The 24,598-nt window shown below is 38.3% G+C and carries 1 protein-coding gene (running past both ends of the window); it reads right to left on the bottom strand.

The coding region annotated (gene galE / locus PHO70_01135) for a UDP-glucose 4-epimerase GalE (protein ID MDD5431584.1) crosses the window boundary (this coding region is incomplete at its 3' end): on the bottom strand, positions 1-24,598 show 24,598 of its 124,572 nt. The annotated region is longer than the window, extending 11,205 nt past the left edge and 88,769 nt past the right edge.

Here is a 24,598-nt window from a genome sequence, read left to right as displayed (position 1 = left end):
CTGTTCTTCCCGAGCCTCAATTTTTTCTTTTACCTCAGGAGAAACTTTAACCTCCTTAGGACGATCTCCATCCAATTCAGAAAGAAATAATACGGCTTGGATACTATCCACCTTTCGATTGATAAACCTCCTTAACTGTTGTCCTAAAAGCCCTTTATATGGGTTATTCGGAGCCTGACCCTTAAGCGCCTCTTTGTCTGGATAATCTCCAGGCAAAAGTAATTGCTGCACCCTAATAGACGGGTAGTGCTCGAATATTGGACAAAGAAGTTCATGAATCAAATAGTGATCTATGAGATTATTAGAACCTTCGTTTTTAAAATCTGTTACTATATCAGTAGAAATATACATCTCGCTTCTGCTTATATCATGCCACCCCAGGAAAAAGTCATCCGAACCATTTACAATCGCATTAAAACCGTATATTTTATACTCGCCCCGCTCAAATTTCTCCAACAACGTTCCAAGCCATCCTATATCATTGAGCAATTTTTCATTTGGTTTCTTACTTCTTCCTGCTAATGCCCGTAGATTCTTGACTACATTGCTTAATAAGACAGCCAAGCGCTTATTGTAAATTGCCGACAGGTTATTTTGTTTGATAAGATTTAAGCGAGAATGGAATTCGTGTTTAGATCTATCTCCCTGACTTATAAATGACGCACTGCTAGAGCTATTTCTTCCTGCTTTATTTCCGGATTGATTAATAAACCCTCCTGTTTCCGATAATCCTTGTGCGGCAAAATATGACTTTCTTCCCGGGCAACTTCCTTTTTTTCCTGCGCATATAAGCTGGCAATTCCAGCATGTGATAGCTTCATTGCTGATTGGTCCAAGCGAAAGAACGGTTTCATAACAACGCAGAGGTATGCTATTTTTACGAGATACTCCTTTAATACACCGGCCATCGGGTAAAATGAAATACTGATCTACGTCTGATGTAATTAGATTTAGTTGATTACTCGCTTCGCATTCTCCATCAAGCAACCCGGCAGACTTTAACTGCCAGTATCTACCGCAATTATTTATATAATGCTCTGCTACTTTGGCTTTGCTTACGACATTTTCTTCTAAGAAGAAATAATCAAAATACATAGGAGGATCATCCGCTCGCTTAAAATTATATATCCAGAAAATATAATCAAATGCCAAACGGTATTGCGGGTTGACTTCCTGTTGGAATAATCTTTCCATGTTCCTTAGGGTTTGGGCATATCTTTTATTGCCAATCCTGCGCCAGAAAGCACTCGGAGCTATACTAACAGCAATATTGAATCTATGATTCAGGTTCTTTAATAGTTTTTTCAAGGCGCGCTCGCCAACTGATCCCTCTTCAATCGGCGCAGTATAAACATAAGTACTATTGAATAAATCAATAACATCAGATGCATCTTTATCACAAACAAAATCATAATAATCTTTAAAATAACCGTTCTTAAAAGAATCTATATTAAATCCTTGATTATTCGCTTCTACAAGCCAAAGCCAAGAGAAGCAATCTATGCATATCAGGCTTGCGCCATCACAATGGTCGCACTGTTCAGAGCAGCCCCAGGTAACTACTACTTTTGCTCTTATTCCATCTAAAGCCCGTTGCCACTCACGGTCAAATAACCTTGCAAAAAACCCAGAATTCTCCGGATTCATAAGCTTATTTAAATCATCCAAGCCTACTTCTTCGGTAATAGTGGCTAAGCGCTCTTTTATATCCCTAACCACATCAATCCCAAATCTCGAAAGAGGAGCCTTATAATGCTCAAACATATCAATTCTCGTCGCGATTGCTGCTTTGAAAAATTCTTTCCGGAAAGCCTTATCTACTGTTACTGACTCGGAGATGAGTTTCTTAATCGCAGTATTAATAGCGCAGGCATGTTTAATAAATTCCTGATATCTATAGATTACCTGGTCCCAATTAAGCTCAAGCAGCCTGAAATCTCCATTCTTGCAATCGTTAATTATCCTTTCTATTAATTGATCCAATGTGATTTCAGAATAATCTTCGATTGACTTTTTAACTGAATTTTTTTCCTGAGGAAAATTTGAATTTGATCGAGAAAAACTAAGAATGCCAAGAAATGAAAGGATTATTACTAATAAAAATATCTCTTTCCCTGCCATTACATTATCAATTTCTAAAGATGCAATTTTTAAACCTTCTGTACATCCTCCTAAGGCTAAAACCGCAGCAAAAGCAAGGCTGAATTGGAAGAATTTAATTAGCAAGCTGTTAACATTTGTACTTTCTTCTGTCGTAACAAGATGCCCGGCGTCATCATAAATAGTTACAGATGAATTATGAAGTTTTTCGGAAAGAACAGCTGCTTCCCACGGTTGGGCGATGACATCTCCCTCACCCCAGAGAATTGAAAATGGAATATTTAGATTTGAAAGTGCAGCAAATTCTTCATCGTTGAGAGGATCTAAAGCGTCACTATTTAAAATTGCCGCATTAACAGGATTATCGAATGTTTGAGGAAATAACTCCATAGCAAAATCAAGCCAAGAATCTTTTGAAACAATACCTACCGAGCTAATTACTACAGCCCTCTTTACCATTTCCGGATATAGTAAGCAGAATTTAAGTACTATTTTTCCTCCCATGGAATGCCCGGTTAGATAGACTTCCTGGATATCTAATCCATTGAGCATATCGTGAATAAAGCCGGCGTATGCTGCAGTTGAAAAATCAAAATTACCCGGGATACCTGTCTGTCCAAACCCCGGAAGGTCAAAACATACTACTCTAAACCCTGCTTGGACCAAAGCTTCAACATTGCATCTAAATATTTCAATAGTTTCATCAAATCCCGGAACCAATAAAATTGTTTCCAAAGCATCACCTGCGTCAAAATATCTAACTGAAATTCCATTTCTATCAATAACACGCGTGTTTTCTTCAATATATTTTGAATTATCAGAACAATAGGATTGTTGGGCAAAAACATCTTTAACAATTCCTGGGATATAACCACAGCCTTTAATGAATAAAGATAGCAACACAACACTAATTATCGAAAATGCCTTGAATAATACCCGGATTGCAGGCAAAGGAATGCCGCAATAAACACTAAACCCGCCTGTTTCTGATAATCCATGTGCAGTAAAATATGCCTTTCTTCCCGGACAGCCTTCTTGATTCTTACCTTGGCAATCAAAATGACAATTCCAGCACCTAATAGACCTCTTGCTGATTGGGCCAAGAGAAGGAACGGTTTCATAGCGGCGTAAATGGATATCGTCTTCACAAGTCAATCCTCTAATAACTTGGCCATCGGGTAAAATAAAAATTCGGCCGGTATCTTCTCTTTCAATAGCAAACGACCCACTTGCCTGGGTTAAATCCAATATTCCAAGTGAAGCCAACTGCCAGTATCTCCCGCAATTACTTATTTCAGTAGGCTGCCCTTGTCTTGATTCTTCTACGATATTATCCCATTTAAACAAATTCTCAAAATACATCTGGGGATCATCTAAACGGCAAAATCTATATGCAATATATTTATAAGCAATATTACTATTTTTTGCATTCAGGCATATCCTCTCCATATTAATCAATGCATCCATATATCTTTCAGTTCCAACCCTGCGCCAGAATGCACTCGGAGCAAGACTGATATAAATAGTAAAACTTAACCATAAGTTTTCTAAAGCACGCTCTGCTACCGATCCTTCTTCAATTGGCGCGGTATAAGCAAAGCTTGCACCAAACTTTGCGACTACACTTGACCCATCCTTATCATAAACAAAATCATAGTAATCTTTAAAATACCCATTTTTGTAATGGTCAATCTGGTAGCCGCGTTCTTGGGCTTCTTCAAGCCAGATATATGGGAAACAATCTACCCGGAACAGGCTTGCGCCATCACAATGGTCGCACTGTTCAGAACAACCCCAGGTAGCTACAACTTTTGGAGCAAATAGTTGATAACCAATAATCCTTAACCTCTCCTCATTAAATAATTTGATAAAGAGTTCTCGATCGGGCTTCATAAGACTTGCAATGATATCCAAGCAAGAATCTTCTGTAAACTTATCCATCCTTTGCTTTATATCATGAATCAAATCCCGACCCATATCGGAAAGAGGTGCCATATAATGTTCAATCATATCAATTCTCGTCGCGATTGCTGCTTTGAAAAATTCTTTCCGGAAAGCCTTATCTACTGTTACTGACTCGGAGATGAGTTTCTTAATCGCAGTATTAATAGCGCAGGCATGTTTAATAAATTCCTGGTATTGGTATGTTTTTTGGCTCCAATACAGAGAAAGAGAAGCAAAGTTTCCGTTTGTACATTCGTTTAGAATTATTGAAACTAGTTCATCTAAGGTAAATGATATTTTATGGCTGCTTTCGCGGAAACAGAGCCTTGCGAAATTCTCATTTTCTTCATCTTGGGCTTTAGGATAAGCAATCTTTCTTGCTTCATGGATAAGGGTTAAGGCTAATTCTTCGCGTAAGGAAGGGTTAATTAGTAATGTTTGGTCGAGGTAGAGTGTATTGTTGCGGAAAGTTCCCCATATATAGGTAAAGGGCCCTGCCCTTACTACTATAGAATCCTTGATTGCCCTCAATGTCCTTGCTACACGGTTATCTTTTGATTCAGCTAATGTAATTGCATCCTCAACTACCTTTAAGAAATATGTATTTTTTGTAAAACTGCTTGATCCGGAGATATCAGATTCAATCTCGGCTTTAGTAGGCTTCATCCCCCACTTCGCGCGATGCAGGTCGCCCAAACAAAGCAAAAGCCCGGCAAAAGGAAACAAGATTATGCACTTTTGAATAGAAATCCCTAATTGTTTCCTGATTGCTGCAAACTTTTGGTATAGCCAGCGCGATATACTCATATTCTTAATTACCTCTGACATCAAAGGAAATCCTTCTTTATCTACGCTGTCAATATAGCTATAAGACGAAACTGTATCCATCAAAGTCATGATAATCGGAGAAATTGGTTTCTGCCAGAAAAGTGTATTCTTGTCCAAAAACTCAAATAAAGTTTGGAGAACTTTCAACTCTTCTTGGTTATCGAGCTTATCGACATCCCTATATAATTCAGACAATACCCCCTCAACCGTATGCCATAACCCTATAAATGAACCAAATATATGGTTAATATCTTCTGAAACAAGGCAAAATCTGCTAAATAATTCCGGGATTTCAGCAGTGTTAAAACGATTAGCTGTTAGATTGTCATAAGCTTCTTTAAAAGCAGGACGCAAATCCTGCAGCAATGCCAGTTTTTTCTCATACAATAAACAATAAGTAAGCAAGTTTGCTACGACTAGCGGCCTTTGTTGTTTTGTCAATTGCGGCTTGGCGCTTAACCTGTCTACAATAGACCTTCTATCCTTTGCTTTTACTTTCTGGCCTAAGAAATTTTTCTCTTCATATCCAAGCAATTCCTTGAATAAATCAAAGTTGCAGAACGCCAGCCAAAAATACAAAGCGAATGGAATGTAAATCCCAGGAGGAAGGCTGCCACCGTTTTCGTCCTCTACAGGATTTCTTAAAGCTACTGCAAACAAATAATTAGCTGGAGATTCACGCCAAAGATAATTTACTGTAGAAAAATCCTCTCCCGGATTGAGGTTATTAAAAACATGGTAGAGTTTTATTTTTCCCTCAAATAAATCCGTCTTGGATTCTTCAATCAAACCCCGCCTTTTAGCAAGTTTTAAAACCTCTATGGTTTTAGCAATAGCGGGCTTCGTCATTCTTCCGTCATTACAATAAACTTCATCAGAGCCGCAGGCCCTGATATCAGTATTAATCACAGGACGAAGAGACAACGCTGCACGATGAGGATCATAAGAATTAAGCAGAAAATCTCTCAATTTACCCGCTGCTTCCTGAAGAACATTAACAAAATTATTAAACCCAGCAAAAAACTCCGCATCAAATACTCCTGCATCAATACATTCAAGCATATTCCTGCCCCACTCCATATTTGCCGCGTCGGAATTCCTTAACTGTGAACCATAATCACAAAATGCCTCCATTAATCTTTTGTACTCATAAATTACCACAATAGCTTTAGCTATCCTCTTTTTGATTTCCTCTTGGTTTACAATATCCCCTTTGAAAAAATCAAAAGCCCACAAAGCTTCAATCCCCCGGATAAAAAACTTATGAAGCAATTGATCTGTTAATTTAACTTTCTTGTTTTCGGATTTCTTATCTAATAGATCGCCAAGCATATTGAATGCTTTCCGCACTTCTGCCTTTGCCTCTATTACCGAATCATTAATAATTACAACCCCAGAATCTCCCAGGTTGATTCCTTTTCTATTATCCTGATTCAAATTCTGTAAAGCCTGTTCTCCTGATTGAGCAAATAAAGAAACAATACAAAGAGTAATTACTGCTAAGGCGGACACTCCACACAACAGCACAATAGGGCTGATACCATTAGTTAATACAGGAATCGTGGCCAAAAGTAAACCGTAACACGATAAAGTCGAAGTTTGTCTTTTTATTGAACTACTTCTGCGCCATGCTTCTTCTATCCGCAAAGCCGCCTGAGGATAATTTCTTATACTGCGATTTCTTGCTATGGGCACCTCCAACATTTCTATTCCGGAGAAAGCATTTAAAAACCATTGAGGTAAAGATGAATATTGGATTGTTCCAATAATTTTCTCAAAAAGCTGTTCGCGGGCAAGAGTTAATTTTTTATCATTATCCGTAATATTTAAATAAACTGCGAGTTTAACCGGTACAAACATGTTAACCGGGAATATATTAGTCCATATTAAATTTCTTCTTCTAAGATCCCTAAAGCCTAATTCCTTAAGCCGTTTTTGGATTGCGGGGTCGTAACTAGTTATTACAGGGCTCTTATAATCATAACCTGCCCAAAGCTTATTCCCTAAAGGAATACCTTTAATTACATCATCCCCTCCGAATAACCATTGAGGCTGAGGATTTACTCTTATGCCGAATTCATCAAAACCAAGCATAAGCGCAGTAAGCAATGATTTACCGCTTCCGCTATTGCCGAATAAAAGCATCCCTCTTCTTTTATTTTTATTTATAAGTAAATTTGACCATAAAGTAAAGGCACTGGGATTTGGTTCTGGCAATCTCACAACATCATCACTGAAACAAATAGTTAGCAATAAATACCCCAATACAATTATGCCTAAACAAATTATTAACGAGGACTGCCCAATAGCATATCCGCTCCCGCTGAACGCTGCGAGCAACAAGCCTGGGTTAAGGCATAAAAATGCGCTTTCTCTAACAACTGATTTTCCAGCATAAGCTGGAACTCGGATAATAACCCTTTTCTCATCACGGACGCTAAGCCTAACAAAAACTTCTTGAGAATTATTTAGTTCAAATATATTCCGGACAGTACCTGGCTGATTTTTGTTTATCTCAACTAAATAGGTTTCAACATCAGGCAACGAATTGTCATGCCATCTTAAAACAAGCGCACTGTGTTCATTGTATAAGTAATCAAATAGTAATTCATATTGTTTAAAAACACCTGCCCGTTTAGGGACAGCAACCGCAAAAACAAACCTCCCCCATAATGCAAGCTGGTTATAAATATTGACTATCGCGGCAAACGGATCGCGCATATACTGCAATACATAGAAATTTGTAACCAAATCCGGCGGCTCAGGCAAAACAACAGATGCCATATCATCCTCAATAAAACAGAACTTTCCGCTTGATAACATTTTCCCGCGAAGCTCAAGAAAGTCCTCAAGGCAAAGATAACTGTGTTGCTCTGCTAAGTACTTTTTGATCTTCCCAACCCTCTTTGCCCAATCAACGATATCAACAGCATAAACTTTTAGCGGATACTTTTCAAAAAACGCCCGTTTTACTGCAGCAACCCCCAAGCCACACCCTACATCAACCCAGACTTTAGAGTTTCCTAATAATTCCCTAAGGTAAGTCTTGGGATGCCCGAATTGCGGGGGGATATTTTCATATTGATCTTCGTCACGATGCAAAAGCCAAAGATCATGATCAAATAGCTCCTCAATTGTATCTCCTATTGAAACGCCACAATAGATACTGGCAAAGGTTTCATTCTCCGCATCTGCGCTGGCCGGATAAGCCTGCGCTCTTGCTTCATGTATAAGGCCGATTAGCAATTTGGACTCGTTGGCTGGATCAAGAAGGGATTGGCTTTCAGTTGTATCAAGGAAGATTGCTTTTTGGAAAGATGTTTCGTGTTCACGATTAACAACAGCATGCAAATTAGGCATTGGGCCGGCGCGGATTGGGCATTCTTCCATAAGCTGAAGCTGAACAATAATTCTTCCATCGCATTGAGGATGATTGCGGACTTTTTCTTTTGCCGCTTTGATTCTTTCCCTTACATAAGCGACAGTATTAGGATCAGAAACAACTTTAGTATTTGAGTAAATTTCCTTCAACACCGCTTCTTTTCTTGCATCATAATTTAACGGTAGATTATTCACCCTTTTCGCCCAATGCAAATCACGCACATCTTCCGCAGCAAACCCTCCTGCACAAGATAACCCCTGTGCGGCAAAATAATCTTTTCTACCAACACAATTAATTCTCTTATCCCCATTACAATTGTTCCTGCAATACCAGCATCTAATTAATTTATTACCAATGCCTTCTAAACCCGGAACTACTTTATAGCTTGCGCAATTATCATCTTTATCATACCCAATTCCACGTACAACCTGCCCATCAGGAATTATAAAATATTTTCTATAGTTTTCATGAGTAAACATTGAAGAAACCACATTAGCATTTATTAATCCGCATTCAAAGAGTTGGCGCATTCTTCCGGCATTCTCTAAAACTAAGTTTGGCGAGACTTTTTCCTTCGTTTTAAGAAAACCCTTAACAGGCTCAAACCAATTTTCAGGATCAGTCCTGCGGTTAAGAGAAAACTCGAAATATATTAAAGAAGTCCCTTTTCTTCCATGAGCTTGGAACAATCCATCGATATTCTGCAAATACCTGATATATTTTTCTACGCCTATTTTGCGCACCCAAGCGCTTTGCACAACACTAATAATAATCCCTCCTATAGCTTTTTTGTTTTGCAAGAACTTCACAAAAGCCCTCTCTCCTACTGAACCAAGAGCAAATCCGGAAGTTGAGACCGACCCTATATTAAATAAATCAGCGACATCCGAAGCATCTTTATCAAAAACATAATCATAGTAATCTCTTAAAAAATCATTTTTATATGTATCAACATGCTTAGAATAGTTAATACTTCCTAATTCTTCCAGCCAAACCCAAGGAAAAATCGTAACCTGGATTAAACTTGCAATATAACAATGGTCACATTGCGTAGAACACCCCCAAGTCGCAACCAAATATATCCTTTCAGTCTGTTTTTTAAAAGTATTATTAAAAATACCCTTTCTTTCTCCGCTAAACAAATAGATAAACCAATTCCTAAAAGGATTCAATACCCTATTAAGCTCCTTCAATAGAACCTCTTGGGTTAAACGATTGTCCTTTATTAAAACATTCTTGGTTAGCTGAATCTGCCTTAGCCCTTCAGCTGATAAAGGAGCTTGATAATGCTCCAACATTTCAATCCGGCAGGCAATCGCAGCTTTCAGGAAATCTTTAAAATTTATGAAATCTTCCTGACGGTTTTTAAGCAAATGTTTAATTGCGGAATTTATTGCAGCGGCGTGCTTAATAAACTCTTGATGCTGGTGGATTGCCTGTCCCCAATCAAGCCTAAGCAATCTAAAGTCTCCATTCATACAATTGTTAATTATCTTCTCTGTTAGCTGATCCAACGTAATTTCAGAATCTTGTTCCAGAGGGAAATTTGCATTTGATTGCGAAAAATTAGAAATACTGATAAGATACGACAAACAAATTGCGGCCAAAAACAATATTGGGATCCATGGAGGCGCATGCGGCATTACACTTCCTACATCATTACTCGCCAGCATCGGAATTACGCTAGCAAACAACAAACCCGAACAGCGTAAACCGGGCTTTTCTCCACTTAATCTTTTTACCGCCTCTAAAACCTGCCTTGCATGAATTTGCTTAGAGATATACCTTCCTGCTTCCAGCCTAAGCTGATAACATTTTATTACAGAATATTTTTCTAATATTTTAAGCGCTTTTTTAGGGCCGTAATCATCCATAAACTTCTGGTATCTTTGATAGGGCTTAATCGGGCCGTCTTCAAGCAAAGGCAAGGATACTTCAGTCGCAAATAGATCATTCCCTCTTCCCCAAACAACAACGGCTAAGTCTATTCCGTATCTATAAGATTCGTATATATCTTCAAAACTAGGGAGAAAATAATTTTTCTTTGAATTTATCGGATGCCAATGCGCTGCTCCATAAAATTGCCCTTTTTGGATTCCAATAAAATCAACTCCGTTTTTCTCCCCTATAAACAATTCGCCGCTATTTCCCTCTTTACTAAACCCAAAACCTGTTTCAGCATCATTGCCCTGGCTGGAAATAGATAGATTAAATAATTTCGCCTGATAACTTTGGTTTTCAAAATATACCTCTCCGCTGTCTTTAATTATGGATTTCTCGGCCAGGATTTTGTGGAAAACAAACACCACAGCAACCAATAACACAATAATCGCTGCCGCATAAACAAATACGATCCATAATAAAGATTCTTGCAGCCCCAAAACAGAACTTTCACCGAAAGTTACTGCAGTATCTAGAACTAAGCTCGCAGGATTATTCTCCGGGCTTGCTCCAGATATAGAAGCCATTTGAGCAACAGCATCATTATGAATATTTAACAATGCAATGCCCACAAATCCTAGAATCGTGAAAACCGCACAGCATAGAAGCGCCTGCCAAGAGATGGAACCGCGGCGTTTATGCTGCATCTTTACAGGTTTAACATACGGCTGCGTGCTGGGAAATTTGCCTTTTTGTTTTAACTCATAAACCAGATTACAAGCCCTGATAAACAATTCATTTGAAGATATAGCATACCAACATTCATCTTCTGTGGCATCTTCTGGGACGAGAGGCATACGCAAATGCCCAAGGTTAATATATTTCCGGTCAACAATCGCTAAAGGCTCTCCTTCAAATCTTCGCGCATACATTGATGGGCCTTGAATGACATCATCAGTATGAAGATTAAGAACTATAATAATATTATCTGCAATTTCAGGATTCCAATTATCATCGTCAAACTTAGCAATATCAATCCATACCTTTATCTTTTTTAAATCTTCACTAAAATCATGCCATCCACCACCAAGCCCCATAAAGACGCTACTGTTGTTACTATAAGTAAGAATAGCAATAATCTTTCCTGCCCTAACTGCGCGTTTAACTATTTCAACAGCATCCTTACGATGGTCATCAATCATAAAATACTCAAGTTGAGGGATATACTTATCGTGTAAATTTGCCAGGTAATTACGCATATTATGGCTGCCAAGCCCTTCAAAACCAATCGCTAAGATTTCAGCTTTACACTCAGGGATAAAACCTGTTTCCTTTTCTAACTCCCTTAAAATATCTTTATTCCCCTTTGATTGGCCGATAACGCTAACTCTGCCTTTAGTAGCACAGCCGGATAAAATTGTAATAAAAATAACAACCCCGATCATCAACCATCTTATTTTCTTAAGTAAGTCCCATGCAGCCACAAATAGGCATACAGGAAAACTGTATAATGCCACAGTTTCCGGAGTAACTGACTTCCCTGATCCAATAAGGCTTAAAAGCGGCGCGTTAGTTAATAATCCAGCTCCTTGCTGGTCTACAAGAAACACCTCGAGCGGCCTTGCAAGCATATTATCCTGAATAAACCGCCGCAATAACGGCTTGGCTTCCTTTTCATCCAAACCATAAAACATATGCAAGACTGCGTCTTCAAAGAAAGCAACTTGTTTGTAATTATAAGGAATGCGCTTATCCAAAAGGATACGGTTGATATAAAGAGTGCGCATCTCAGGACAATAAACAATGGAAGGATTTCTACCTTGGACAGAATCTATGTGAGAAACAAAACGAAGATTACAAACAGAGGTGTGGCTCGGAGAAAAACGCAAACTCGGATCATATTCCGGAGGCGCATGTATGCTGTGATTTACAAAACCCAGTATACTATTAAATTCCTCCCTCTCATCTGGGGATAATCTTGATAAAGGAAACCCCCTTTGTTCTATTTGGAATCTTCCTTTGCTAAATCTCAACTTCATTGAGACCTGGCTACGAGAAGAGAAAATACTTTCCCCGGAAACAACTTCGTCTGAGAAAGTAAATACGCGTGATTGAATAATCTTTAGGATTTTGAATATCCCAAACAATAAATCATGTTCAATCGGGTTTAATTTATATTTTCTGCATCTATAATTAAGCTGTGAAATTATTGCTACATCCGGAAGATTTTTATTTTTCTTATCAGTTAAATCAGCATACATTAAAACATCTTCTATCACATACTGAATTTTCTCCCACCCTTCACTATGAAAGACTTCACTTCCATAAATAAGAATCAAACCTAGATAATGAGCATAAGAAACCACCTGCCCGGATAAATCCGCAACCATAAGTTCTGATATCTCAACTAGAGGGTTAAATTTCTTTTTTAAATCTACATTTTTCCAACCTTTTTCGCTTATACAAGCCAATAAAGTGTTAATTCTTTTTGCCACCTGTATATTAACTTCCGGAGTCATAGGTGAATATATATGCAAAATGCCTTCCAGCGCCAAAAGGCAGTATTCTTGCCCGCCTAATTTCCCAAATATAGTTGAATACCCGGCATGTTTTTTCATCTGTTCAGGATTAACCAGGCTAAGAAATTCCTTCATCGCCAATGATCTATAGCCTGCCTGCTGCAAACTTTTGGCCAAAGACAAAGAACATTTTAATGCTAACGGGCCATGTATCAATTTCTCCATTTTTTTGTACTGTTTTCGTGCAGACCTATAAGCTTGTAACGCACGCTTCTTCTGGTCTTTTAAAGCACATATGTTGGCTTTCATCTCATATAAATAACCTAAAATATCGGGAGTATTCCTTTTTTGGCTACGCTTCAAATCTACTCCGCGAATTTCATCCTTAATCATTCTTATCTCATCAGAAATATCTACTAATAACTCATCCAGATTTATTGCTTTAACGGTAACGCCCATAGAAATTGCCCAATGAGCCCATAAAGCTACTGCCTCACTGCGGTCGGAACACGCATGCAACAAAGCTTCAGCGATCACCCACCGAGCCTGCTTATTCTTCTCTTCAAGAAGAAGAAATCCTAACGCATGCGCGGAATCCTCGCGGACATGAAAATCATCAGCATCTTCCAATTGTTTTAGTAAAACGCCTCTTGCCCGGGGCAAAAGGCCGAGCTCTACCAATTGACGAGTTAATCGCGTTAATCTAAAAGCTGCTACCCTCTTTTGCATCACCTCAAACCCTCTTAAACTAATAAGGATATTTTCTCTATCATCTCCAGCTAATGGCCAGGAGTATTTTCCTTTATTAAATTCTACAAACAATCTTTCAATTAAATCAATCCTGAAAGAATCTGTTATCTTTAATTCGGCGATGACATCTTCTGGAGAAATATTACCTTTATACTTGATAGCTATCTGCTCGACAGAAAATAACAACTGCATAAGATCAGTTTCTAAAATAATAATCGCTTCCTCGGGTGAGTTATCGTCATAGAGCGCCTGTTGCCGCGCGACCTCAGCTATAGCGCTGGAGATTGCAAAGGCGGTATTTCTTCCTTTACGGCTGTTTTGAATTGCTAAATTCAACACGGGGATTAATTTAGGGCTGGCGCAAGGAATAAGATGTTTCGCTATTTTCCATCCATCCTTCCAATCCATTATTTTCTCGCAATCAATTTTCTTTTGTTTTGTTGTTATTGCCTGCAGTTCTTTCCATAATTCATATTCGTTCCGGCGTATTGTTTTAGCCAACACTCTCCCGGCTTGCCAAGGAAGGGTTCTGCCAACTCCTAATCTTTTAGCTGCAGCTGCACGCCTTTTCAAGGCATCATACATAATTGCTACTGTTAGCTCATTAATTCCGGTTTGCACATGTAAACGCATATTATCAATATGCTCGGTTTCCTGCGGACAATCCTCATGTATAACTTCCTCCCGATTATTCCCAAACGCTATTCCTCCATCAAAACAAAGCGAAGAAAAATAAGTCTTGCCATGGCGGGAAAGCCAATTTATCTGCCTGCGGGAAAGAATATTAGGGATTGCTTCTATAATAATATCTGCCTTAATTTCCTTTAAATCTCTATACCTAATCTTGCACGTGCGGTCAGTAAGAATCAATATGTCTGCTTTTTGCTTGAAAAATTCCGGCTTTAGCACAGCCTGGCATTCACTTTTATAACATGACTTTAAACAAACTTCCTGCCCTCTTTCTACTTCCGGCACACACATTAACAGGCTGATTTTATTTAAACCCGTTGGATTAACAATCCCTTGCGCATTCTCCCCTTTACTCCTTACCGCTACAATCCTTACCTCTTCTGGCAGATCATGAATAATACTACGCGCAACAGATTGCCCTGTTCGGCCGAAGCCATCTATCATAATATCTACAAAACAATCATAACCTTTAAACAAAATAAGGGTTTGGATAGAAGCTGCTAAACTAATTCCACCCAACAGCCATGCAAACGGTGGATACCCACCTTTAGCTTCTGTACAACCTACTGCCGGCTTAACTAATCTTAATTTCCAGCGTAAATCACGGTCAATCTCATTCCATTTTTTCTCCCTAATAATCTTTTCTATCTTTCTTTTTGTCACATAATTAACTCTTGAATTTTTTAAATACTCACGTAAAGAAGTCTCATATGCTGTATCTGAAATAATATTACTATCTTCTTCTGTAGTGCCTAAACTGGGAGCGGCAATGCATCTCCAACCTAAAAGTTTTCTGGATGCAAAAGCCCGTGATAATTCTATCAAAACTTTCTTCTTGCTTATTTCTCCATCTGAGACAACCACTGTTGCGACACCGCGGGAGTATCCGTTATATCTAGCTGAAGTACGGTCTGCTTCCTGAGCAAGATACCCGGCTTCTTTCTGCGATCTTCTGCGCAGAGCTACATTATTCAAATCACAACCTTTAATACTTTTAAACACCACTCCTCCGCAAGCCGGTTGTAAATCAGGAGGGAGAAAATCTATCCCGCAAACCGCGGTTGTTGCATAAAAATGCGGATGCTCAACTTCTAAAAACCAATAAGGCTGGTGCGGATTCGAACGATAATTCCGCTGCTTAATCTTTAATTCGGAGAAAGTTAAAGAGTCTTCTTTGTTTTCTCCGCGGGGCTCAGATAAATCTTTTGATTTACTGCGGAATGCGTTTTCTACACTACAGGCAGCAGAATGCACTCTTCCCGGGCTGCAATCTCTCAAAAGCCCGGCCGTAACTTCGTGCGCTGCTTTTCCTGATTTCAAAAGATCCTTTCGTATATAAATATCGTAATGATTCTTGCATTGATGTATATGCCCGCCAAATGGAAATTCTCTCGGGATAGCGTTAATGGTATGCCAATGCACTGGTTTATCCAAAACAAGGCCGATGGTTTCTTCGGCAAACTTTTTCTCAGATTCGTTACTTTCAACTTCTGAAGCTTTTGCCTTTCTCACCTTTCCTTCATTTCTTAACATCTTTATAGCAGAATCTACTTTTTTGTGGTCTTTCTCTCCATTCCCTGCCTGGTCTTGGATTTGCAAAACATGAGCTAAACTGCTTTTTTCAGTTAATATTCTGTGCGTTTCTATAAAACTCGCCAACCCATCTCCTTCTTTCTGCAAAGCATTAATTAACACCCCTCCTGAAGGCGTATTAAGAAATCTTAGTAAATCTCGCGGCAGGTTGCCATGGCCGTTTCCACTTGGTAATTGCAATAACGTTAGAAATCTATCCGCAAGCCTTTTAGGTTGAATTTCTGCCAAACGCGCTAAACTCCTAAATGCAGTTGAGCGTGGGCAATACTCATCTAGTGTTTCCGAAATAAAAAGCGGCATAATCAATTGCCTATCAAATTCTCCGTTTCCGTTTAGAAGCGGCAAAAGAATTGTCTGGTCAATATGATATTCCAGAACATGTAAAGGCTTATTTAATAATTCATCATTTATTTCTACTCCCAGGGAGATCAAATAATTCTTCTTTTCACTCAAATCTCTGGACAGCTTCTTTTCAATATCCTTTACGTAATAATGAGAAAACTCTTTATTTGTATATAATCCATATGTATCAACACAACACTCCAACAACAATTTCGCGCTTAAATGCATGCCTTTATAAATTAGGCTATCAATTAACCCGATTGCTTCTTCAAGTTTTGGAAGATGGATTAACGTTTCAATATCCACTTTCATCGCTTCGGCCATAAGCCTAAAATTAGTGTATGTAGGCAGGTCTTGGCAATATCTGTTTTCCCATTCGGCTATTTGTTTTTCATTGACCTTGATTCTTTCCGCTAAATCTTTCCGGCTCATGCCTTTGTTTTCCCGCTGGATTCCAATAAGGATGCTGCTGGCCTGAGAAATACCGAAGGTTTCCCAATCTGGTTCATCTGTAGCTCTTCGTATATACTCTGATGAAACCCCTAAGGCAGAAGCAAAAGCTACCAATTTTTCATGTATAGGACAACCAGCCACCCATTCTCTACTCTCCCATTGGTAAACATTGCTTTTTGTTATATTCATTCTTAATCCCAATTCTTCCCCACTCATTCTTAATGCCATTCGTGCTTTTCTAATTCTTCTACCATAGCCATTAATAATTCCGAAAGTTTTCCAATCCGGAGGATTTTGAGATCGCTGAATATATTCCACAGATACGCCTAATGCATTTGCAATTTTACTTAAAATATTTCTTCTTGGTATAACCCTATCTCTTCTTTCTAACTCAAGATACAATAATGTCTGGAGGTCAATGCCTGTTAATATTGATAAGTATTCAATTGTGTAACCATTTCTTATTCTTGTTTTATATATTCTCGCGCCATATCCTGCGATTGCACCTTTTGACTTATATTCTTTTATCCACGTTGGCGCATTTTGCCCATTCTTTAAATACTCAATCGGCACATCCAAAGCTTTAGCAAACCGCTCTAATGCTTCGTGTGTCGGACATTCAATCTCTTCTTTCTCCCAAGCCGCAACCCTACTAACTGATAAACCTATACTTCTACCTAATTCACATTGAGCCAACCCTTTAGCCAACCTAGCTCGCCTAATCCTCTTGCCATAGCCTTTGGTAATGCCAAAATTATCCCAGTCCGGAGGATTCTTATCACGCGCAAGGTAATCAACTGTAACTCCCAATACTTCTGCAAGAACCTCTGATATAAATGGGCTAAGCCCAATATCCTCATTCTCTAACCCAATTATTGTATTCTGAGAATATCCTGCTAACTTTGCTAAATTTCTAATAAAATATCCTTGTTTTAATCTTGCTTTGGAAATTCTCCCGCCATAGCCAGGCTTTACTCCATAATTATCCCAATCTGGAGGATTTAGCGCCTTTAAAATATACATTCTATCAACTTTTAATACGTTAGATAATTTAGTAATATTTTCATCTAAAGGAATTTTTCTCTCAAATTCCCAATCACAAATAGTATCATCACCAACTCCAACTACCTCCGCTAATTCACAAGACTTAAGCATATTTTTTTCTCTTAAATCACGAATACGCATTCCATATCCGGGTAATATATATGCAAACAAACTCCAATCCGGTTCATTTGTGCCTTTTATCAAATATTCAGGAGGAATACAACAATATCCAGCAATTCTCTCCATCTCTAAAACAGAAGGCCTGAGAACCCCCTGCATCATTTGTTTAAAACGCTGATCATCAATATGACTTGTTAGATATAGCTTTACAACATTCAAATCAAGTTGTTTTATAACATTTTTAATCCGCTCTTCCCATCCATCAACAACACCTATTTTTGTCCAATCAGGCTCGTTTGTGCCTACCAAGAAATATTCTGCACTCACTTCATCTCTAAATACTGAAACTAATTTTGTAATGACTTCTAAGCTAGGGTAAATTTCCCCTTCTTCAAGCCTCAACACATAATCCCCGACATTTGAACCTAAAGCCTTGGCAACATAAATAGGCTTAAACCCAAATAATTCCCTTACCTTTCTTATTCTTGGAGCGCGATTCGCTCGCAATCTCAAGATATCCCAATCCACATCTCCTGCATTATCTGTTATGTGGATTAAAGGCACACCTAATGCATCGGTTACTATTTTTAACAAATCCATCTGAGGCAAAACTCTTTCCGTTTCCCATCTTTTAATACGCCCGGCATCAACTTTTCCACCGGTTAAAAAACTGACTTCTTGTTTAGTGAGTTTTTGTGCATTTCGTACCTTTCTTAACCTATCGCCATATCCACTTACAACCAAATGCGCCCCTTCAGGGACTACTGTATTCGGCGCTAAAGCAAATTCTATTAAAGCTGGTAACCGCCTATAGAATCTGACTTCGGGAATTTCCAACTTACCCCTTAAATTTGCAATTTTTTCTATAGCTACAGTGACATCTTTAAACGCTCCTCTTTCCAAAGCCCAGAATTGAAGGTCAGTCTTAACAGGGCCCTGCTCATTTAATATTAAAGACAAATATAAAAGCTCCTCATAGCTTATAGTTTTCTTCATTTCTAATATAATTCTGCGTTCATAAACTCGGGCTAATACAATTATCGCGTTTGCAATAATTAATCCATTTTGATCCATTCTTCTGCTTTGAGTAAATCTTTTTGCTATTAGCGACGAAACTATTAAGTTCCATACCGTCACAGGATTATCATTATTAGACGCGTTAATAATATTAAGGATATTATCTTTTCCTGCTTGGCCTTTAGTTATATATCTCCAGACAAAATCAACAGTATTGACTTGTTCCAAGAACCAATTCATTAAATTAACTGAATTCTGGACTATTTCATATGGATCGCCTTGTTTCTCAATTTCTTCCAACTTATCTTTTTCCAGGCTATAACGTGGCTGGCTTCTAATACTCTCAAATACTTTAATATTTACGAACTCATTACCGGAAGCAGCTTCTATGCTGCCGTATAACTCACGAAGCGGCTGAGCAACTTCAAAGATTCCGGAGTTTAATGCTACAATAAAATTCCTGCGATATCGTAAAGTATCTTCCAGGGCATTCTGCGAACCAAAAATAAATTCTTTCGGATTTAAATAATGCTTAATGCTTAAATTTGTTGCTACAGCTTCGCGCACCCCGCGATTTGGCTCAATCAACACTAACAGGCTTGTCATCACTTCATGGAAAATGGTTTCCCATAAAATAGGCCTTGCCTCTGGATTCAATAATCTTTCATCTAAACGCATAGTACCTAAAGCAAAGTCGCCTGCTGACTTGGTGCTTAAATTACGCCAAATTTCAACCCTGTTTAAATTAATCAATATCCCCACGCCATAGCATTTCGATAGGCCAATTAAATATTGTGAAATTGCCTCGTATCTATCCACTGGGATATTTCTATCAAAATCACAAATCAACCCTAATTTTCCATCGGCTGTTTCTGTCATTCTTACACCTATCCCAAAAACATACTCTTCTGGGCCCATAGAATCTATGCCTATATGGCTTTGCTCCGGAACAGGATGATTATCAGAATGTATTCTGGATAAAACCTGTTTTTCTAATTCAGCAAATTGAGGATTATCTTTAGCTGATTGGAGCATCCCGTATGCTGCATGCGTATAAGTGTTCTCGCCAACTCTGTCCCCTAATAATTTATGGCAATCAGCTGATTTAATGCAAAAATGATGCTTTTCAATAAAATCCGGGGTAGAAAGCATAAGCAACTCATACAAAACAAGCGCTGCCTTAAGGTATTTCTTCTTTTCCTTCTTCTTTTCTGATGCCGCGCTTATTTCTTCATAGTTTTGCGCTAATAACTTAACCAAACTCCGAAGTTTCTGATATTCTTCCCCTTTATCGGTAATATTCTTAACTGTAAAATTACTAAATCCTCTACGAGCCCGCTCAACTGAAATTGATTTTCTACTAAATAGGGCCTTGAATGAAATCTTTTTTCCAAACAAAACCCTTACCTTTTCGGCAATCTGCGCTTCAAGTTCTAACTTATTTTTATATAAAGGATTTTTCGATTTTATAGCGCTCAAGGTATTTCTTATTAGCGGAAGAAGTAAAAGCATAGCTACGCATAAGACAATTGCTGCCACACTTACTAGAAAAGTAAACGATGGAGACGCAAAAATTGGCAAAAATACAATACCTAATAAAGTACTCCCGGGATTTCCTTTAATTAGCGTTAATCTGACGCGAGTACCTTGCTTGATACTGCTTCCTTCCGGAAATTCCACGAATTCATTTTTACCAGAGTCATAAATAAATTTGCGGCCGATACTGCCATCGCCTGTTTCATAAACGACTTCGCCTTCTCTGGAAAAAATTGATGGTTCAGGATACCCAATAATAGTCCTTAATCCATTTCCTTCGCCAATATTCAAACTAACCTCACTAAAAGCACTTCTCCTCTTTAGCTCAACATCACCAATACCTTTTCCCACATCCCTTGCAACAATCTCAACCCCTGCAATCCTGTCTTCTAAATATATTATCCTTAAAGTAATTATGCCTTTATCTCCGTATTTGTGGATATTGCAACCCAGTTCAAAAACTATTTTCTCTATATCGTCTACTGCTAATTTAATTCCGTTATCTATTTTACTTATAAAATTACGGCAAGCCTGTTTCCAATATGTAAAAATATTCATTACATTTACCGCAATTCCAGCTCCAACTGCTATTTCTTGTCCGACTTCAATATTATAACTATCTATAACTGGTATAATTAACATTCTATGTGAATCCCAAACCCGGGTATTTATTCCCCAAAACACTGAATCAGAACTATTGGATTCCAAAATTTGGAGAGCCTCTTCCTCAAATTCCCTAATAGATTCCTCGGAAACTCCACAATTTTCTTTGGCTTCTATATAACCGCTGTCACTTTGCAAATCAATATCCCTACCCTGATTAACTTTAATGCTTTTTTCGGCGGACTTAATTGCTTCCATCATATCTGAAGACAAACTCTTAATATTCTTCTCAGGCAAGCATTTTTTATCTTTAGCAAACTTAAGGACATCTAATTCTGCTTTTAAACCTTCAAGATGTGCATACTCTCCATACCCCTTAACACCAACCTTAGCATCAGGCTGTAATCGCTGCACTAAAACTTCATTACTACAAACTAATTCATGAACAATATCCCCTGCCAGCATTACAACAGCCATATTTTCCGGAATATACCCTTTACCTTGCCAATGATCCTTATTGCGGCAATCATCCAATAAACTAAAAAGCAGTTCGGTTGTCAGGATCGCTTTATCATCCAGCCGAGTTACCCAAACTCGCCTATCTTGGCCTTGTTTTGTTTTCGCCAAAAACATCACTTCTCCTTCTTCTCCAATCTTAATTTTTTTATGTTGGGGCAATTCATTTATCAGATAAATTTGCAAATTTTCTACCGCTTCCTGGACTTCCGGATATTCATTAGCATTTTTTCTAACTACTTCATAAGCCATCTTTAAAGCATTTCGCACCACCTGAAACGCCTCACTATCATAAAATCTATCATTCCCATAAATCCTTCTTTCCTGTTTATAGTTAACCCTATCAACCACAATTGAATCTTTTTCGCCATTATAAGAAACTCTATAATAGCCAGCACCTTTGCTATTCATTAATTCAACCAACTTATCTCTCTCTGATACAGTAATCAAATTCGGTCCTTCAGCCGAAAGATCGGAATCATTAGGCGGCAGCTGGTTATCATTCCTAAAAAATTTATATAACCAAGGCGAAAACATAACCAACCAAACAGGCAAAAGTATAGTTGGTAATATTTTGATTATAAACTTAACGAATTTCCCAAGTGGGAAACCGCCGAATTCGGTTATGATAAATACCCCTGCAAAGAAACCAATAAAGACTAAAAGATTAGGATTAATTCCTTTTAAGTTATCACCAGCAAAGTCTATTTTTCCTTTTTCGTATCCTAAAATCTCGTTTAAAGCATGTTCTGTAAAGATAAATTCCTCAAAATGATTTTCATGATGGCAAATCTGGATAGTCTTATGCCAATACAGATATTCATTTTCAATTTCTAAATTTGTTTCATGCGAAGTAGGATATCCGGAAATAGCAGTAAGTGCAGCTGCCGTCTCATGGATAGCTTTAGCTCTAACATCTTCATCTTGACGTATAAATATTTTTAACAAATGCTCCCCTGCACCTAAAGCTGATACCTGCCAATATCCTGAATGCGGAGAATTATTTAAAACATAAACCTCTGTCTTTGTTTTTCTTAATAAACAGGCAATCCTTCCGTAAATAAACGCGCGGCTACTCTTATCTGGATCATGCCCTTCTTCAAAGAAGGCCCGAATAGTAAATATAATATTAACTTCCTCAATCTTTTCGACGCGGGATTTTGAAGAATTTGCGATAATTCGATCTACAATTTCTCTGGTAAGTTCAGAATCGCCATCAGCGGATAAATCTGAACGCATATTTTTATTTATTTGCCATAATACCGGCTTAATCACGAAGATATTTGTTCCGGGGATCGTAAACCAAGCCCAGCGTTTAATAATATTAAAACGCACATCGGGATTTTGCTTTGCCCAGATAAAAGTTGTGATTTCCCGGCATATACCTCCGAAGGAATAGCCAAAGATAGCAAGCATTGCAAATAACACAATTGCTATAGGCCATGATATTTTAAATAAAATCACCGCTCCTATAATCACGCTTAATTCAAAAACTTCCGAAGCGACAAAACTAATCAAGCGGAAATAAGCCCCTAATTTAATTAGCGGTTGAATTGATCTAGAATCAAAATTGTTAGCTTTTTCAAAAACATTATCTAATATTTCCTTCTCCGCAGAAGCGAGCTCTTGTTTATACCAATTTCTTGTCTGTTCCTTTAAGTATCCGAATAACCAAACTATCGGGATGTCTACCCGCGGGATAATTTTCAGCATCCCTGAAAGATGTAACCTTCCAGTTTCATGGATCAAAATCCATTTTTGGATGATTGGATGCAATCCATCAAAAGCCTGTTGCCAGACAAATCCATTACTTGTAGCTATTGGCTTATGTAAAGCCTGCTTTCGAGACATCCTTATCGCATCTTGTTCGGGAATGAATTTAGGCCTCTTCCCGGGTATATCTATCGTATCGGCAACCTCAATTTTTGAGATTCTTGAAAACAACTCACCAGATACTACCTCAAAGGTTGAACGGCCAATAATATAAAACTGCACTGTTGCCCAAAGAACGACTAAGCCAACTGCCAAAGCAGGATAGAATCCAAGTGAAGAATAAATAAAATAGATTAAGGCGCTGCCTAATATAAAAGCAATAACACTGTCGCGATATGCGCTAAAGGCGGAAATATCGTGAGGAGGCTCAACTCTGATAACCTTCAGATACTGTACCTCACCTGGCATTACAGCAACAGTGAGGAAAAACTTCCGATTAGGATCTGATGTTTCCCTAAGTGGGTATATTGCCAAGGCATAAGTATCTCTTGTAAATAAATTTTCGGTTTTATAAAAACCTTCTTTATTCTTTATTAACCAACTGATATCAAAATTCGCCCAGCCAACTTCTTTATCACCAGGATGAGTCGGAACATTAGCTGCTATAATTACGATTTCATCTTTATACACTCTGACGAAGGCGCATACCGGAGACCAATCAGGGTTACGGGCATTTGGCCAAAGATAATGATATTTTCCGTGTTTAAATACAGGCTGATTAATAATAGGCAATAAGCGCCTTAAGAAATCCCCTAATTTTTCTCTCTTAAATGTATCTCCAAGCGGAACTACCCCCATCCTATCATAACGATAACCTCTACCTTCAAACTCTCCCTCACAAAGCCAGAGTGAACTGCCTAAAGCGCCTAGAATACTATGGGTAAAAATAGCCTCGTAATTATTTAATGTCCCCTGGCGATTCCAAAACTCCAATTTATCATGGTTAACACGGGCAAAATGCCTACGGTCAAACCTAATTCTTTCATGCTCCGGCCTTACTGCATCTTCCTCTAAAAGTTTTCTCAGGAAATAAGGATAGTTATCTTTGTTACGAGTATAACACTGTACAATCGCTTCAATTGCCTCAAAATCCATGGTTAAATCAACACCCATTGCTTCCATATCTGGTCGGTCAAAAACATCGTAACACTCGGCCATAACCCTTGCCGATAATTTGACTTCCCGGATGGTTCTAATTATTTCAGGGATAAATTCATCCGGCATATTTCTTTCAATGTTATCCACCCCTCTTAGTAAATCCTGCCAATTCCTCTTAACATTTTTCTTTAATAAAGCGCTTGCCGCATCAAGCCAAAGCCCATCAAAACCAAAGCTAATCCAATACCTCACAACATCTAAAAGATACTTTCTTACTTCGGGATGCGTTAAATTTAATTGAGCTGCATCAAATGTCCAGAAATACTCACCTTTTTCTCGCCTATCCGTCGCCTTCACAATCTGGCCGTCTGCATCTGTAATAAAGAAACTTTTATCGCCGCTTGTTTGT

This window comes from Candidatus Omnitrophota bacterium (assembly GCA_028715415.1).
Classification (GTDB): domain Bacteria; phylum Omnitrophota; class Gorgyraeia; order Gygaellales; family Profunditerraquicolaceae; genus JAQURX01.
Note: the sequence above shows the minus strand (reverse complement) of the source record. Positions and strands in the feature narration are given on the sequence as shown.